Here is a 16,347-nt window from a genome sequence, read left to right as displayed (position 1 = left end):
AGTGGGACCAGGTATCATAGACCCAGGGGGGGGAGTGGGGGGGAGAAGGAAGGGAAACAGTCGGCCGCGTGCGCCCCCCCCCCCCGCTCCCGGGGCCCACCCCTGCGTCATTCCTGCGCGTTGAGCCGCCGCAGCAGCTCCAGCAGCGTCGCCCGCTCCGCGGCCGACAGCGGGGCGAAGCAGCCGGCGAGCACCTCGCCGGCCACCCCGTGCCCGGCCGCCAGGGTCCGCTCCCCGTCAGGGGTGAGGTGGTGCTGGATCCGCCGCCCGTGGCCCGGCCGCCGCTCCACCAGCCCCTGCGCGGCCAGCCGGCCCACCAGCGTGCCGAAGGCCTGCTCGCTCTGGAAGGTGGCCGCGGCCAGCTCGCGCGCCGAGGCGCCCGGCGTCCGGTCGATGGCGCGCAGCGCGTCCCACTGTGCGAGCGTGGTGCCGACGGCGGCGAGCGCGCTGTCCATCGCCCGGTGCTGACGGTACTGCGCTTGTTTCACCGCTCTCCCGAGAACTTGCAGGTCGTCTTGCATGGCTCCACTGTAACCGATGACTAAGCTTGTTTATATCAATATCCTTAGTTAGGGTGGGCGGCATGACGACGAACCGCAACGCCCAGGTGTACCCGGACCTCTCCATCTCGCTGACCGAGGCCGGTTCCGGCCGCCCGGTGCTCATACTTCACGGAGGCGGCGGCCCCGCCACGGTGGCCGGCCTCGCCGCCCGGCTCGCCGGGTCGGCCCACACCATCGTCCCGGTCCACCCCGGCTGGGACGGCACGCCACGCCCCGACTGGCTGACCGACGTCGAGGACCTCGCCGTCGCCTACCTCCACCTGCTCCAGGACACGGAGTTGAACGACGTCCTGGTCATCGGCTCCTCACTGGGGGGCCGCATCGCCACCGAGATGGCCATACATGACACGGCCGGGCTGATCACCGGCCTCATCCTCGTCAACGCGGTCGGCGCGGACATCGAAGGCGAGCCGGTCACGGACTTCTTCGCGCTGGACCCGCGCGCCCAGGCCGAGCACTCCTGGCACGACCCGGACCGCTTCTACGTCGACCCGGCCACCCTCCCCGCCGCCGAACTCGCCCGTCGCCAGGCCAACATGGCGACCATGCGGCTGCTCACGGACGGCGGCCGGATGAGCGACCCGAAGCTGCTCCCTCGGCTGGGGCGGGTGCGGCAGCCCGCGCTGCTGGTCTGGGGCGAGAGCGACCGTATCGTCACGCCCGCGTACGGAGCCGCCTTCGCGAAGGCCTTCCCGCAGGGCCGGTTCGAGCCGGTCCCCGAAGCCGGTCACCTTCCGCACCTCGAACGCCCGGATGTCACGGCCGCGTTGATCGAGGCCGAGCTGCGCCGGACCGGCACCCCGCCTGTTCTCGCTGGCTGAGGCCCCATAGGGTGCCCTCGTGACTGCGTTTATCGACGACGAGAGCGTCCCCGGCCGGTACGGCCCCACCGCCACCACCGAGGCCGACCCGCACGAGGTCGGCAAGGTGCGCACCGAGTACTCCCCCGCCCACGACGGCGACCCCGACCCCGGTGAGATCGTGTGGACCTGGGTGCCCTTCGAGGAGAACGACGGCCGGGGCAAGGACCGGCCGGTCCTGGTCGTCGCCCGGGAGGTGGCCGGCACCCTGCTCGCCGTCCAGCTGTCCAGCAAGCGGCACGACAACGACCGTGAGTGGGTGGCGATCGGCAGCGGGCCCTGGGACCGCACCGGCCGTGACTCCTGGGTGGACGTGGACCGCGTACTGCGGCTGCACGAGGACGGCATGCGCCGCGAGGCCTGCGCGCTCGACCGGGGCCGCTTCAACCTCGTACGCCACCGGCTGCACGAGCGCTACGGCTGGAACTGAGCGGGGCGCTCCGCTGAAGTTGCCGTGCCGCCGGCGCCCCTTCGGGGGCAGTTGCCGACCCGCAGCGGCCTTCGCCGGACCCGCTCAGACCCCGACGGTCCGGAACGCCTCGGCGAAGGCACCACGGATCACGGATCCCGGCGTACGGTCCAGGACCCCGAACACCACGTGGGCGAAGGTCCCCGCGAACCGGCCGCCGGGGCCCAGCAGTTCACGGAAGGCGGCCGCGACCTGTGCGGGGTCGTTCTGGAACACCCCGCAGCCCCAGGCGCCGAGGACCAGTCGCCGGTAGCCGTGGGCCGCGGCCACCTCCAGCACCCGTTCGGCCCGTACGGCGAGGGCCCCCGGCAGTTCGCCGGCCCGCTCCGGAGCCGTCCGCCGGATCACGCCCGCGTTGGGCGCGGCGGCCGTGAGGAAACCCGCGCGGTAGGGCTCGGCGAGCAGCGCGCCGCGGTCGTCGCGGAAGACCGGGACGGCCGGGGAGTGGATCACGCGGTCCGTGTAGAAGGGGTCGCGGTGCGCGCGGTGGTGCTCGTAGTACGCGGCGGCCTCCCGCACGCACGTGTACAGCGCGGAGGCGCGGCACAGGGCCTCCTCCTGCGCCTGGGCGCCGTTCAGGTAACCGCCGCCCGGATTGCGGGCCGAGGCGAAGTTGAGCACGGCCACCGGGGCGTCGGCGAGGCGGCGGGCGGCCTCCAGGCTGCTCTCGCCCGTGACCTCGAAGACGGCGGCCAGGTCCGGGTCCGGGGCCGGCGGGACCGGCACCGGTTCCGGGCCGTACAGCCGCGTCCCGGCCCGTGCGGCCGCGATGCCGTCGGCCAGCAGGACCTGCCGGCCGTCGGGCGTGCGGTAGCCGCCCGCCGCCACGATCTGCTCGGTCTGCCGTGCGATGCCGCGCAGGCGCGCGCTCATGGCGCCACCCCCGTGGACGCCATGGCCGCGGCCCGCGCGGCCTCCCCCGTCGTGCTCATGCACGCATCCTGGGTGATGCTGGAGGTGCCGTGCAACGGAGTTTCCCTGGCCTGAAACGGCCGGAAACACGCAAGGAACCAGCAACGAAGCGGCATGGAAGAAGAGGTTACCGATCTAGAACGTCCCGATAGGCACCCTTGTGCGAATCGACGTGAAGGTCTTGGGTGGGACGGACGATGCCGCCCCGGACGCATCCACGGCCGGGACGGTGGCATGGTGGAATCTCAGGAGGATCCCGACATGTCCGACTCAATATCCGACAGCGGCGACTGTACCGACGGGTCGGTGAAAACCGACTTCTCGGACGACCGCACGGCTGTCACCGAAGCCGAGGTGGAGGCCCTGGTCAAGGGCATCTGCTTCAAGACCGGCCCGCCCCGCACGCTCGGGGTCGAGGTGGAATGGCTGGTTCACGAGCTGCGCACGCCGCAGCTCCCGGTGACACCCGAACGACTCGAAGCGGCCTACGCCGCACTGCGCACGGTGCCCCTGGGGTCGGCGCTCACCGTCGAACCCGGCGGCCAGCTGGAGCTCAGCTCGCCGCCCGCCGCCTCCCTCACGGAGTGCATCGGCACCGTCTCCGCCGACCTGGACGCCGTCCGCAAGGTCCTCGCCGAACAGGACCTCGGACTCGTGGGCGTCGGTCACGATCCCTGGCACACCCCCCGCCGCTTCCTGCGCGAGCCGCGCTACGACGCGATGGAGAGCTGCCTGGACCGTACCGGCACGGCGGGCCGCCACATGATGTGCTCCTCGGCGTCCGTCCAGGTCTGCCTGGACGCCGGCCACGAGGAGCCCGGCCCGCTCGGCTACACCCGGCGCTGGTGGCTGGCCCACCAGCTGGGCCCGGTACTGGTGGCCGCGTTCGCCAACTCCCCGCTGGTCGGGCACCGGCCCACCGGCTGGCTCTCCACCCGGCAGCTGCTGTGGATGGAGATCGGCGCGGGCCGCGCGGGCGCGCCCCCGCTGGACGGCGACCCGCGCACCGCCTGGGCCCGGCACGTCCTCGACGCACCGGTGATGTGCGTACGACGGGACGGCGGCCCCTGGGAGGTCCCCGAGGAGCTGACCTTCCGGGCCTGGACCCGGTCAAGAACGCCCGTCCCACCCACCGGCGCGGATCTCGCCTACCACCTGACCACGCTGTTCCCGCCGGTCAGGCCGCGCGGTCATCTGGAGCTGCGGATGATCGACGCGCAGCCCGGCGACGACGGGTGGATCGTGCCGCTGGCGGTGACGGCGGCCCTGTTCGACGACCCGGAGGCCGCGGAGACCGCGTACCGGACGGTGAAACCGCTGGCCGAGCGGGCGGGCCCGCGGCCCGCCCCGAACAACCCGCTGTGGATCGACGCGGCCCGCTCCGGGCTCCGCGACCCCGAGCTGCACGAGGCCGCCGTCGCCTGTTTCACGGCGGCGCTCGACGCCCTGCCGAGGATCGGCGCGAGCTCCGGGGTCGTGGACGCCGTGGCGGCGTACCGGGACCGGTACGTGCTGCGGGGCCGCTGCCCGGCCGACGACCTGCTGGACAGACTGCGCGGCACGGCCGGTCGCGCCCATGGGAAGGACATCAGCGCATGACCGAGACCGACGTCGACATCGATATCGAGACCCTGCGGGACCGGGCGCTGAAGTCCCTGACCACGGCCCGCGACCGCACCACGCTGCTGACCAGCTGCGTGGAGGGGCCCGACCTCACCGCCCAGCACTCCCCGCTGATGTCCCCGCTGGTCTGGGACCTCGCGCACATCGGCAACCAGGAGGAGCTGTGGCTGCTGCGCAACGTCGGCGGCCGGGAGGCGATGCGGCCCGAGATCGACAGCCTCTACGACGCCTTCGAGCATCCGCGCTCCGAGCGGCCCTCGCTGCCCCTGCTGCCGCCCGCCGAGGCCCGGCAGTACGCGGCCGAGGTGCGCGGCCGGGCCCTGGACCTGCTGGAGGGCGCGGCGTTCAGCGGCAGCCGGCTGACCGAGGCGGGCTTCGCCTTCGGGATGATCGCGCAGCACGAACAGCAGCACGACGAGACGATGCTGATCACCCATCAGCTCCGCAGGGGCCCCCAGGCCCTGACCGCCCCGGACCCGGCTCCGGCGCCGCCGTTCACCGGCCCGCCCGAAGTCCTGGTCCCCGGCGGCCCGTTCACCATGGGCACCTCCACCGAGCCCTGGGCGCTGGACAACGAACGCCCCGCGCACCGGCGGGAGGTGGCGCCCTACTGGATCGACACCACGCCGGTGACCAACGGTCAGTACCTGGCGTTCATCGAGGACGGCGGTTACGAGCAGGAGCGCTGGTGGACACCCGACGGCTGGGCGCACATCCGGCAGCACTCGATCACCGCGCCGCACTTCTGGCACCGGGAGGGCGGCCAGTGGCTGCGCCGCCGCTTCGGGGTCACGGAGGTCGTGCCGCCCGAGGAGCCGGTGCTGCACGTGTCCTGGTACGAGGCGGACGCCTACGCCCGCTGGGCCGGGCGCCGGCTGCCCACCGAGGCCGAGTGGGAGAAGGCCGCCCGGCACCACCCCGGCGAGAACCGGTCCCGGCGCTACCCGTGGGGCGACGCCGACCCGGCGCCGCACCACGCCAACCTGGGCCAGCGGCACCTGCGCCCGGCCCCGGCCGGCAGCTACCCGGAGGGCGAGTCACCGCTCGGTGTACGGCAGTTGATCGGTGACGTGTGGGAGTGGACGTCCAGCGACTTCCTCCCCTACCCCGGCTTCACCGCCTTCCCGTACAAGGAGTACTCGGAGGTGTTCTTCGGGCCCGAGTACAAGGTGCTGCGCGGCGGTTCGTTCGCCGTGGACCAGGTGGCCTGCCGGGGGACGTTCCGCAACTGGGACTACCCGATCCGGCGGCAGATCTTCTCCGGCTTCCGCACCGCCCGGTCGGCGGAGGCGGCCTGATGTGCCGTCACCTGGCCTGCCTGGGACCCGAGGAGCCGCTCGGGCGGCTCCTCGTGGAGCCGGAGCACTCCCTGTACCGGCAGTCGTGGGCACCCCGGCTCCAGCGGTACGGGACGGTCAACGCGGACGGTTTCGGGATCGGCTGGTACGCCCCGGACGATCCGCAGCCGGCCCGCTACCGGCGCGCCGGGCCGATCTGGGCCGACCAGTCCTTCGCCGACCTGGCCCGGGTCGTGCGCACCGGCGCGCTGCTGGCCGCCGTCCGGGACGCGACCCTGGCCGGCGCGGACGCGGAGGCGGCGGCGGCGCCGTTCGCCGCGGGCCGCTGGCTGTTCAGCCACAACGGGGCGATCCCCGGCTGGCCCGGGGTCATGGCGCCCCTGGTCCCGCTGCTGCCCCCGGCCGACCTGCTGTCGATGGAGGCCCGCACCGATTCGGCGTTCGTCTGGGCGCTGGCGCTGCACCGGCTGCGGTCCGGTACGGAGCCGGGCCCGGCCCTTGCGGAAACGGTTCAGCAGGTGGCCGAGGCAGCACCCGCGGCCCGGCTCAACCTCCTCCTCACCGACGGCGAGACCATCACCGCCACCGCCTGGGGCGACAGCCTCCACTACCTCGCGGAACCCGGCCTGCGCACCGTCGTCGCCTCCGAGCCGTACGACGACGACCCGCGCTGGCAGGAGGTCCCCGACCGCACGCTGCTCACCGCGAGCCGCGCGGGCGTCGTCCTCACGCCCGTCGAGAACCCGGTCGAGGACCTGGCATCGGTACCACCTAAGGAGCCCTGTACGTGAGTCCCTTCCGTGTCACCCGCACCCTTCCCGAGGACGCGACGGACGCCGCGCTGCGCGCCGATGTCCTGACCGGCCTCACCGCATCCCCCAAGACGCTGCCGCCGAAGTGGTTCTACGACGCCCGGGGCAGCGAGCTGTTCGAGCAGATCACCGAGCTGCCCGAGTACTACCCGACCCGGGCCGAGCGGGAGATCCTGATCGCCCGGTCCGGCGAGATCGCCGCCGCGAGCGGCGCCCGCACCCTGGTGGAGCTGGGCTCGGGCTCCTCCGAGAAGACCCGCCTGCTCATCGACGCGCTCACCGGCCTGGAGGTGTACGTCCCGGTCGACGTCAGCGAGAGCGCCCTCACGCAGGCCGGCGAGGCGCTCGTCGCGGAGCGGCCGGGGCTGTCCGTGCACGCCCTGATCGCCGACTTCACCGGCCGCCTTGAGCTGCCCGAGACGCCGGGACCCCGGCTCCTGGTCTTCCTCGGCGGCACGATCGGCAACCTGCTGCCCGCCGAGCGGGCGGAGTTCCTGGCCTCGGTGCGCCGGCGGCTCGCGCCCGGCGACGCACTGCTGCTCGGCACCGACCTGGTCAAGGACGAGGAGGTGCTGGTCCGGGCGTACGACGACGCGGCCGGGGTGACGGCCGAGTTCAACAAGAACGTCCTCGCCGTCGTGGACCGGGAACTGGACGCCGACTTCGACCCGGAGGCCTTCGACCACGTCGCGCTGTGGGACGCGGACAACGAGTGGATCGAGATGCGGCTGCGGTCCCGGGTGGCGCAGACCGTGAAGGTGCCCGCGCTCGATCTGGCCGTGGACTTCGCGGCGGGCGAGGAACTGCGCACCGAGGTGTCGGCGAAGTTCCGGCGGCCCGGGGTGACCGCCGAACTGGCCGGTGCGGGGCTGGAGCTGACCCATTGGTGGACCGACGCACAGGGGCGCTTCGCGCTGTCGCTGAGCGTGGCGCGCTGAGTGCCCGGCGGACGCGCCGTTCCGTGCCGTCTGTCGTCCGCGGCGCCGTCGTGGCCGGTCGCGCAGTTCCTCGCGCCTCTTTGGGGTGCTACCGAACCGTGGCGCCGGCTCACCCGAAGTTCGGTGCGAGCAGTTCGGTGATGCGGCGGGAGGCGCGGCGGGCCTCGGTCTCGGGGTCCGCTCCGTCGAGCACCTTGGTCATGTAGCCCTTGATCGGGTTGTCGGCCTCCACCGCCGGCCAGTCGGGGGTGTGGGGGGTCGCCCGCCCTCGTGCGGCGCCCGCCGCCATGGCGGCGACCCCCTCCTCGCCTGCCACCGCACCCGCCAGGGTGGTCTTGTTGGGCACGTAGTTCATGGTGCGGGCGAGGTCGGTGTCCCACTTGGCGCCGGTCAGGGCACCGACGACGGCGGTCGCGTCGTAGGGCCGGTCGGTGTTCTGCGGTACGACGAGGTCGGAGCCGCCGGTGAAGACGGCGCCGGGGTGGGCCGCGGTGAGTCCCGGCACCGGGAAGTAGCCGATGTCGTCCTTGAGTTCGGGATTCTCCTGCACGATGGACTGGGCGAGGCCGGGCACCGCGACGATCTGCGCCGCCTGTCCGCCGGCGAACACCTGGGCCTGGGGCGGGTGTTCCTCGTCGGCGTCGACGGGGCCCTTGCCGAGGGCCTGGAGTTGCCGGTAGAAGTCCATCCCGCGCAGCGCGGCCGGGCTGTCGAGGGTGCCCTTCCACTGGGCGTCCGTCTCCTGGGCGAGGTCGCCGCCCTCGTCCCAGATGAACCCGGAGAGGGTGTACCAGTCCTGTCCGGCGAGGTAGATCCCTTGATTGCCACCGGAGTTGAGCTTCCCGGTGTCGGCCAGCCACTGCGCGCGGGTCTTCGGCGGGGCGGTGATCCCGGCCTTCCTGAACAGGTCCTTGCGGTAGATGACGACCCGGTTGGCGGCGTACCAGGGGATGCCGTACTGCCGGGAGTCGTCCGAGCCGGGCTCGGCGAGGCCGGGCAGCCAGTGCTCCTTGCCCCAGTCGCGCATCGACTCCAGGGTGAGGTCGGTGAGCCGGCCGTCCTCGACGTACTGCGGGACCTGGGTGTTGCCGACCTCGATGACGTCGGGCGCATCGGCGGAGTCGCTCTTCAGGGCCGTCTGCACCTTGTCGACGATGCCGCTCCAGTCCTGGATGCGGATGTCCAGGCGGATGTCCTGGTGGGTGCGTTCGAAGTCCGCGGTGAAGCGGCGCAGGAAGTCCGCCGAGGCGCTGTTCCGCATCAGCCAGACCGTGACCGTGTGGCGCCCACCTCCTTCGCCCGGCAGCACCCCACAGGCGCTCAGCAGGGCGGCGGACACGCAGACGAGGGCGAGCGGGCGGCGATGTCTCACGGGGGTTCCTGTTCTGTCTGGCGGACAGGCGAAGAGGCCCGACGTGGGGGAACGAGCACTGGGGCCCGTACGGGTGTACGGGATTTTGGTATGGACCAATACGGAGGGTCAAGGGCTGTCGGCGTTTCGGAACCGACGCCTCGCGCTCCGCTTCCGGATGCGGCACCGTGGAGTGACGACGAGAGGAGCTTCCCGATGACCAACAACACCTACCGGGTCACCGAGATCGTCGGCACCTCGCACGAGGGCATCGACCAGGCCATCCGCAACGGTGTCGCACGCGCCAACCAGACCCTGCGCAACCTGGACTGGTTCGAGGTCACGCAGGTCAGGGGCCAGATCGAGAACGGGCAGATCGAGCATTACCAGGTAGGCCTGAAGGTGGGCTTCCGCATCGACGAAGAAGGCTGAAGAGGCCGAAGCGGGCCGACGCCGCACCCTCAGGTCCGCCCCTCCCCCTCCTGGGCCTGCTCCAGCGCGGCCGAACGGTCGGCCCAGCGGGCCCGTACGACGGTGAACCCGGCCCTTTCGGCGGCGTCGCACACCAGCTCGTCGTCATCGACCAGGACGCGGACCGAACGCCGTTCCGCGAGCCGCCGCAGGATCTCCAGCTTGGTCTGCCGGGCCGGCCTGCGGTCGGCGTTGCGCCGCATGTGCACACGCCCCTCGGGCAGTCCGTGGGCGGCGAGCCAGTCCAGCGTGTCGCGGCGGCAGCGCTCGGGGCGCCCCGTGAGGTAGACGATGTCGCACTCCTCGGCGCCGGCGACGGCCAGCGCGATCCCCTCGGCGAGCGGCGGATCGTGCGGCGCGGCCGCGAAGAACGCGTCCCAGTCCCTGGGCTTGCGCTCCAGGAACCGCTGCCGGTGCGCGGTGTCGGCGAGGGTGTTGTCGATGTCGAACACGGCGATCGGGCGCTTGCTGCTCTCGGTCACCCGGCAAGCCTAGAACGCGCCGCCCCCGCGGGTTCGGGCCACGGCGGCCTCAGGGTGCCCACGGCGCAGGAGCCCCGCGGGAATCCCGTGGCCGCGCGGCTGTTGAACCCTGTGTGAACGCAACCATCGCCCGGACCCGGTTCTCCGTCCTCGACCGCTCCCGCACCCGCGAGGGGCACGCGCCCGGTGCGGCGCTGCGGGACACGGTGGCGCTGGCGCGGGAGGCGGAGGCGCTCGGCTACCACCGCTTCTGGGTGTCCGAGCACCACGGGGTGCCCGGGGTCGCCGGCTCGGCGCCGACCGTGCTGGCCGCGGCCGTGGCTGCCGCGACCCGGACCATCCGGGTCGGAACCGGCGGGGTGATGCTGCCCAACCACCGGCCGCTCGTCGTGGCCGAGCAGTTCGGTGTGCTGGAGTCGCTGTACCCGGGGCGGATCGACATGGGGCTCGGCCGGTCGGTGGGCTTCACCGACGGGGTGCGCAGGGCGCTGGGACGCGACAAGGGCGACGCCGATGACTTCGCGGCGCAGCTCGGCGACCTGCTCGGCTGGTTCGAGGGGACCTCGCCGACGGGGGTACGGGCCCGCCCGGCGGAGGGGCTGCGGGTGCCGCCGTTCGTGCTGGCGATGGGCGAGGGCGCGGACATCGCGGCCCGGGCCGGGCTGCCCATGGTCATCGGCGACCTCCGGGGCCGCGAGAAGATGCGGCACGGCATCGAGCGCTACCGCGACCGCTTCCGGCCCTCCCCGTGGGCCGCCGAGCCGTACGTCGTGATCTCCGGGACGGTCGCCGTCGCCGAGACACCCGAGGCGGCCCGCCGGCTGCTCGTCCCGGAGGCCTGGTCCATGGCGTACTCCCGCACCCACGGGACGTTCCCCCCGCTGCCCCCGGCCGAGGCCGTCGAGGCCCGGACGATGACCGCGCGGGAACGCGGCTTCTACGAGTCCGGGCTCGCCGGGCACATCGCCGGCACCGAGGACCAGGTCGCCCATGAACTGGAGACGGTCCTGAAGGAGACCGGTGCCGACGAGGTGCTGGTCACCACGAGCACGTACGACCGTGCGGCCCTGCTGGACTCGTACCGGCGGCTGGCCGGGATCATCGCCTCCTGACCGGACCGGTCAGACCGTGACCGGCTTGTCGGAGCGGATCACGATCTCACCGTCCGCCGCGTCCACCACCGCCCGCTCGCCCGCCACGAGCTGCCCGGACAACAGCAGGTCGGCGAGGCGGTCGTCGACCTCGCGCTGGATGGTGCGGCGCAGCGGACGGGCGCCGAAGTCCGGCTCGTGGCCGAGGTTGGCGAGCAACTCGGCGGCGCTGTCGGTGACTTCGAGCGTGACGTCCTGGGCGTGCAGCCTGCGTCGGGTGTGTTCCAGCAGCAGGTCGACGATCTCGCGCAGTTGGGTGCGGTCCAGGCCGCGGAAGACGATGATCTCGTCGATACGGTTCAGGAACTCCGGCCTGAAGTGCTGCTGGAGTACGGGCATGACCGCCTCGCGGACCTTCGCGTAGTCCTCCGTGCCGGCGGCCAGGATGCGGTCGGCACCGATGTTCGACGTCATGATGACGACGGTGTTCTTGAAGTCGACGGTACGGCCCTGGGCGTCGGTGAGGCGGCCGTCGTCGAGGAGCTGGAGCAGGGTGTTGAAGACGTCCGGGTGGGCCTTCTCCACCTCGTCGAGGAGCAGCACGGCGTACGGCTGCCTGCGCACCGCCTCGGTGAGCTGGCCGGCCTCCTCGTGGCCGACGTATCCGGGCGGGGCGCCGACCAGCCGGGAGACGGTGTGGCGCTCCTGGAACTCGCTCATGTCGAGGCGGATCATGCGGGTCTCGTCGCCGAAGAGGGCCGCGGCCAGGGCGCGCGCCAGCTCGGTCTTGCCGACGCCGGTGGGGCCGAGGAAGAGGAAGCTGCCGACGGGCCGGTTGGGGTCGCTCATGCCGGCGCGGGCACGGCGCACCGCGCGGGCGACGGCGGTGATCGCCTCGTCCTGGCCGACGACCCGCTCGTGCAGGTGCTCCTCCAGCTTCATCAGGCGCTCCCGCTCCTCCTCGGTGAGCTCGGCGACCGGGATGCCGGTGGTGCGGGAGACGACCTCGGCGATGTCCTCGGCGGTGACCTTGGGCGCGTGTTCCTCGGCGGTGCCGGCCTGTTCCAGCTCGGCCTCGGTGTCCTTGATGCGGTCGCGGAGCTCCTTGGCCCGCTCGTACTCCTCGTCGGCGACGGCCTGGTCCTTCTCCCGGTTCAGGGCGGCGATGCGGTCCTCGATGTCCCGGGTGTCGGTGGGCGGCGTCTTCGAGCGCAGCCGGACCCGGGCCGCCGCCTGGTCCATCAGGTCGATCGCCTTGTCGGGCAGGAACCGCGAGGTGATGTACCGGTCGGACAGCTCGGCCGCCGCGACCACCGCCTCGTCGGTGATGCGGACCTGGTGGTGGGCCTCGTAGCGGTCGCGCAGGCCGCGCAGGATCTCGACGGTGTCGTCGACGGTGGGCTCGCCGACCAGGATGGGCGCGAACCGGCGCTCCAGGGCCGCGTCCTTCTCGATGTGCTTGCGGTACTCGTCGACGGTGGTCGCGCCGATCAGGTGCAACTCGCCACGCGCGAGGGCCGGTTTGAGGATGTTGCCCGCGTCGAGTGAGCCGTCCCCGCCGCCGCCCGCACCCACGACCGTGTGCAGTTCGTCGAGGAACAGCACGAGTTCGTCACCGTGTTCGCGGACCTCGTCGAGCAGCTTCTTCAGCCGTTCCTCGAACTCGCCCCGGTACTTGGTGCCGGCCACCATCCCGGCCAGGTCGAGGGAGACCAGCCGCTTGCCCTCGAGCGTCTCGGGCACGTCCCCGGCGATGATCCGCTGCGCGATCCCCTCCACGATGGCGGTCTTGCCGACGCCCGGGTCACCGATCAGGACCGGGTTGTTCTTGCTGCGCCGGGAGAGCACCTCGATGGTCTGCTCGACCTCCTCGTCCCGCCCGATCACCGGGTCCAGGCGCCCGGCCCGGGCGTCCTCGGTGAGGTCACGGCCGTACTCGTCGATGGTCGGCGTGGTGCTGGGCTTCCTGCGCTCCCCGGCGCCCTCGGCCGGCATCCGGGTCGGCTCCCAGCCGCTTTCGCCGAGCGCCCGGCCGGCCGCCGACTCCGGGTTCGCGGCGAGCGCGCGCAGCAGGTGCTCGGGGCCGATGTAGGAGGCGCCCTCGGCACGGGAGATCTGGTACGCGTCGAGGAGGGCGCGTTTGGCGGCCGGGGTGAGGGTGGCGGGCTCCGCCTTCTCGCCGCCGCCGTGGCCGGCGGTGAGCCGAGCCCTGAGCTGGTCGGGGTCGGCGCCCGCCTCGGTGAGCAGCCGCCGGGTGGAGTCGTGGGTGGTGGCGGCGGCCAGCAGATGCCGGGCGTCCAGTTCGTCGCTGCCCTCGACGGCGGCGAGGTCGCGGGCCTCGGCGACCAGCTCCCGGGCCCGTTCGGACAGCAGACTGCCGATGTCCACGCGCTGGGCGCGGCGGGGCTGGGCCCCCGCTCCCGCGCCGCCGAAGAAGCGGGACATCAGCTCGTCGAACTCCTCGAAGGGGCTGCGTCCGAATCCGAAACCGGAAGTACTCATGGGGCCGGGCCTTTCTGCGGACAGCTGTGCGGGGCGGCGCGCGGGGCGGCTGCGCGAGAGCCTCTCCGGAGGGCTTCGCGATCGGCGGCAATCCGCGTCTTCCAAGCTCGCACAGGCGTGCCGGGCCCGCACGGGGACGGCCGCCGAGATGCGGACGGCGCCCCGGCCGGTGACGCTGGGGGTGAAAGCCGCAAACCAGCGAGGAGGGCTGCCATGTCCATGCTGGACAAGCTCAAGGGGATGCTCAAGGGCCACGAGGACCAGGCCAGACAGGGCGTCCGCAAGGGCGGCGACATGATCGACCAGCGGACCGGAAACAAGTACCAGTCCCAGGTCGACACGGCCCAGAAGCAGGCCGACGACTACATCGAACGGGAGCGGAGGCGGGGCGACCCTCCGCAGTAGACGCCGACCGTGCGGGCTAGGATCGCGGGGTTTGTCCCTGCCCCGCGAGCCGTCCGTCCCGGAGTGTCCGTACGATGCACAGCCCCCACGACCCGTACGTCCGCGTGCGCGGCGCCCGTGAGCACAACCTCAGGGGCGTCGACGTGGACATCCCCCGGGACGTGCTGGCCGTCTTCACCGGTGTGTCCGGCTCGGGGAAGTCGTCCCTGGCGTTCGGCACGATCTACGCCGAGGCCCAGCGGCGCTACTTCGAGTCGGTCGCGCCGTACGCGCGCCGGCTGATCCACCAGGTCGGGGCGCCGAAGGTCGCGGAGATCAGCGGGCTGCCGCCGGCGGTCTCGCTGCAGCAGCGCCGCTCGGCCCCCACCTCCCGCTCCTCGGTCGGCACGGTCACCAGCCTCTCCAACTCCCTGCGCATGCTGTTCTCGCGCGCCGGGGACTATCCGCCGGGCGCCGAGCGGCTCGATTCCGACGCGTTCTCCCCCAACACGGCGGCGGGCGCCTGCCCCGAGTGCCACGGCCTGGGCCGGGTGCACCGGGTCACCGAGGAGTCCCTGGTCCCCGACCCTTCGCTGTCCGTCCGCGAGGGCGCGATCGCCGCCTGGCCGGGTGCCTGGCAGGGCAAGAACCTGCGGGACATCCTGGACGCGCTCGGCCACGACGTCGACCTGCCGTGGCGGGACCTGCCCGCCGAGCAGCGCGAGTGGATCCTCTTCACGGACGAGCAGCCCGTGGTCACCGTGCACCCGGTCCGGGACGCCGACCGCATCCAACGGCCGTACCAGGGCACGTACATGAGTGCCCGCCGGTACGTGCTGAAGACCTTCTCGGACTCCAGGAGCCCGGCGCTGCGGGCGAAGGCCGAGCGGTTCCTGACCAGTGCGCCCTGTCCGGTGTGCGGCGGCAGCAGGCTTCGGCCGGAGGCGCTCGCCGTGACGTTCGCAGGCCGTACGATCGCCGAACTCGTGGCGCTGCCGCTGACAGAACTGTCCCGGCTCCTGGACGGGCAGGCCGAGTCGGAGACCGTGCGGGTCCTCACCGCGGACCTCACCGCCCGCATCGCGCCCGTCACCGAGATGGGGCTCGGCTATCTCAGCCTCGACCGGGCCACCCCCACCCTCTCCGCGGGCGAACTCCAACGCCTGCGCCTGGCCACCCAGTTGCGGTCCGGGCTGTTCGGCGTCGTCTACGTCCTGGACGAGCCGTCGGCCGGTCTGCACCCGGCGGACACCGAGGCGCTGCTGACCGTGCTGAAGCGGCTGAGGGCGGCCGGGAACTCGGTGTTCGTGGTGGAACACCACCTGGACGTGGTGCGCGCCGCCGACTGGCTGGTGGACGTGGGTCCACGGGCCGGCGAGCACGGCGGCGAGGTGCTGCACAGCGGACCGGTGGCGGAGCTGGCCGGCGTCGCGGAGTCCGCCACCGCCCGCTACCTGTTCGCGCGGGATCCCGTCCCGGCACGGGCACCGCGGCCCGCCAGAGGCTGGCTGACGGTGGGCCCGGTGACCCGGCACAACCTCCGTGGGGTCACCGCCGCGTTCCCGCTCGGTGTCCTCACCGCCGTCACCGGGGTCTCCGGCTCCGGCAAGTCGACGCTGATCGGCGCGATCACCGAGGAGCCGGCCGAGGTCGGACGTCTGGTCGCCGTCGACCAGAAGCCGATCGGCCGCACCCCGCGCTCCAACCTGGCCACCTACACCGGCCTGTTCGACGTCGTACGGAAGGTGTTCGCGGCCACCGGGCAGGCGCGGGAACGGGGTTACGGCGTGGGGCGGTTCTCCTTCAACGTGGCCGGCGGCCGCTGCGAGACCTGCCAGGGCGAGGGGTTCGTCAGCGTCGAGCTGCTGTTCCTGCCGAGCACCTACGCGCCGTGCCCGGACTGCGGCGGGGCGCGCTACAACCCCGAGACGCTCGAAGTGACCTACCGGGGGCGGAACATCGCCGAGGTGCTGGAGCTGACCGTGGCGGGCGCTGCGGAGTTCTTCGCGGACACCCCGGCCGCCGTGCGCAGCCTGGCCACGCTCCTCGACGTGGGCCTCGGCTATCTGCGGCTCGGGCAGCCCGCCACCGAGCTGTCCGGCGGCGAGGCCCAGCGCATCAAGCTGGCGGGCGAACTACAGCGCGGCCGGCGCGGCCACAGCCTCTACCTCCTCGACGAGCCGACGACAGGACTGCACCCGGCCGATGTCGAGGTGCTGATGCGGCAGTTGCACGGGCTGGTCGACGCCGGGCACACGGTCGTGGTGGTCGAGCACGACATGACGGTGGTGGCCGACGCCGACTGGGTGATCGACCTGGGGCCGGGCGGCGGGGACGAGGGCGGGCGGATCGTCGCGGCGGGCCCGCCTGCCGAGGTGGCCCGGTCCGGGGACAGCGTCACCGCGCCCTATCTGTCCCGTTCCCTCCCCTGAGAGTCTTCAGGAACGCTTCCTCGACCTGGTCCGGGTGTACGTCGGCTCCATGGACGACGGCCACGCCGGGGTGCAGATGACGCAGGTCGAGAAGCACCTCGACCAGACCTCCTTCTCCTGGCTGGGCGAGACCAATCCGCGGCCCCGACGGCACCCCCA

The 16,347-nt window shown here is 72.8% G+C and carries 15 protein-coding genes; 10 read left to right on the top strand and 5 right to left on the bottom strand.

Annotation, left to right across the window (positions count from 1 at the left end):
• Positions 1-107 precede the first annotated feature (107 nt).
• Positions 108-521 carry a MarR family winged helix-turn-helix transcriptional regulator gene (locus ACZ63F_RS01905; RefSeq protein ID WP_469707763.1) on the bottom strand — a complete coding sequence of 138 codons (414 nt, stop codon included), beginning with the start codon at positions 519-521 and terminating at the stop codon, positions 108-110.
• A gap of 62 nt (positions 522-583) precedes the next feature.
• On the opposite strand from ACZ63F_RS01905, the gene ACZ63F_RS01900 reads away from it, so the two are divergent.
• Positions 584-1,384, top strand: a complete 801-nt coding sequence (locus tag ACZ63F_RS01900) for an alpha/beta fold hydrolase (RefSeq protein WP_469707761.1) — start codon at positions 584-586, stop codon at positions 1,382-1,384.
• A gap of 19 nt (positions 1,385-1,403) precedes the next feature.
• Positions 1,404-1,853, top strand: coding sequence for a type II toxin-antitoxin system PemK/MazF family toxin (locus tag ACZ63F_RS01895; protein WP_469707759.1), 450 nt, complete (start codon positions 1,404-1,406; stop codon positions 1,851-1,853).
• Positions 1,854-1,937: 84 nt separating this feature from the next.
• Here ACZ63F_RS01895 and ACZ63F_RS01890 read toward each other — a convergent pair whose 3' ends face one another.
• Positions 1,938-2,765: a TIGR02452 family protein gene (locus ACZ63F_RS01890; RefSeq protein WP_469707757.1), complete on the bottom strand. Its 828-nt coding sequence runs from the start codon at positions 2,763-2,765 to the stop codon at positions 1,938-1,940.
• A 300-nt stretch (positions 2,766-3,065) separates the two neighbouring features.
• Between ACZ63F_RS01890 and egtA the strand changes: the two genes are divergently transcribed.
• The 4 genes from egtA to egtD are packed head-to-tail and all read left to right on the top strand — an operon-like array spanning position 3,066 to position 7,475.
• Positions 3,066-4,403 carry an ergothioneine biosynthesis glutamate--cysteine ligase EgtA gene (gene egtA, locus ACZ63F_RS01885; protein WP_469707754.1) on the top strand — a complete coding sequence of 446 codons (1,338 nt, stop codon included), beginning with the start codon at positions 3,066-3,068 and terminating at the stop codon, positions 4,401-4,403.
• Complete coding sequence (gene egtB / locus ACZ63F_RS01880; RefSeq protein ID WP_469707752.1) at positions 4,400-5,725, top strand: ergothioneine biosynthesis protein EgtB; 1,326 nt, start codon at positions 4,400-4,402, stop codon at positions 5,723-5,725. The genes egtA and egtB overlap by 4 nt, the downstream gene beginning before the upstream one ends.
• The gene (gene egtC, locus ACZ63F_RS01875; protein WP_469707750.1) at positions 5,725-6,516 is read left to right on the top strand and encodes an ergothioneine biosynthesis protein EgtC; all 792 of its coding nucleotides are present in this window, start codon (positions 5,725-5,727) and stop codon (positions 6,514-6,516) included. The genes egtB and egtC overlap by 1 nt, the downstream gene beginning before the upstream one ends.
• Positions 6,513-7,475 (top strand): L-histidine N(alpha)-methyltransferase, encoded by a 963-nt coding sequence (gene egtD, locus ACZ63F_RS01870; RefSeq protein ID WP_469707748.1) that lies wholly within the window; start codon positions 6,513-6,515, stop codon positions 7,473-7,475. The genes egtC and egtD overlap by 4 nt, the downstream gene beginning before the upstream one ends.
• A gap of 109 nt (positions 7,476-7,584) precedes the next feature.
• Here egtD and ACZ63F_RS01865 read toward each other — a convergent pair whose 3' ends face one another.
• Positions 7,585-8,847, bottom strand: coding sequence for an extracellular solute-binding protein (locus ACZ63F_RS01865; protein ID WP_469707746.1), 1,263 nt, complete (start codon positions 8,845-8,847; stop codon positions 7,585-7,587).
• Positions 8,848-9,042: 195 nt separating this feature from the next.
• Here ACZ63F_RS01865 and ACZ63F_RS01860 point away from each other — a divergent pair, with 195 nt between their 5' ends.
• Positions 9,043-9,258, top strand: coding sequence for a dodecin (locus ACZ63F_RS01860; RefSeq protein ID WP_469707744.1), 216 nt, complete (start codon positions 9,043-9,045; stop codon positions 9,256-9,258).
• Positions 9,259-9,287: 29 nt separating this feature from the next.
• Here ACZ63F_RS01860 and ACZ63F_RS01855 read toward each other — a convergent pair whose 3' ends face one another.
• Positions 9,288-9,779, bottom strand: coding sequence for a phosphatase domain-containing protein (locus ACZ63F_RS01855; protein WP_469707742.1), 492 nt, complete (start codon positions 9,777-9,779; stop codon positions 9,288-9,290).
• Positions 9,780-9,892: 113 nt separating this feature from the next.
• Between ACZ63F_RS01855 and ACZ63F_RS01850 the strand changes: the two genes are divergently transcribed.
• Entirely contained in the window at positions 9,893-10,891 is a 999-nt protein-coding gene (locus tag ACZ63F_RS01850; protein WP_469707740.1) for an LLM class flavin-dependent oxidoreductase, read from the top strand.
• A 9-nt stretch (positions 10,892-10,900) separates the two neighbouring features.
• Here the strand turns inward: ACZ63F_RS01850 and ACZ63F_RS01845 are convergent, their stop codons facing one another.
• The gene (locus ACZ63F_RS01845) at positions 10,901-13,372 is read right to left on the bottom strand and encodes an ATP-dependent Clp protease ATP-binding subunit (RefSeq protein WP_469707739.1); all 2,472 of its coding nucleotides are present in this window, start codon (positions 13,370-13,372) and stop codon (positions 10,901-10,903) included.
• Between the two features lie 213 nt (positions 13,373-13,585).
• Here ACZ63F_RS01845 and ACZ63F_RS01840 point away from each other — a divergent pair, with 213 nt between their 5' ends.
• Together ACZ63F_RS01840 and ACZ63F_RS01835 are read left to right on the top strand one after the other, a co-directional pair.
• Entirely contained in the window at positions 13,586-13,777 is a 192-nt protein-coding gene (locus tag ACZ63F_RS01840) for an antitoxin (RefSeq protein ID WP_469707737.1), read from the top strand.
• 74 nt (positions 13,778-13,851) lie between these two features.
• Positions 13,852-16,188 (top strand): ATP-binding cassette domain-containing protein, encoded by a 2,337-nt coding sequence (locus tag ACZ63F_RS01835; RefSeq protein ID WP_469707735.1) that lies wholly within the window; start codon positions 13,852-13,854, stop codon positions 16,186-16,188.
• Positions 16,189-16,347 lie beyond the last annotated feature (159 nt).

This window comes from Streptomyces sp. NPDC104761 (assembly GCF_055583445.1).
Note: the sequence above shows the minus strand (reverse complement) of the source record. Positions and strands in the feature narration are given on the sequence as shown.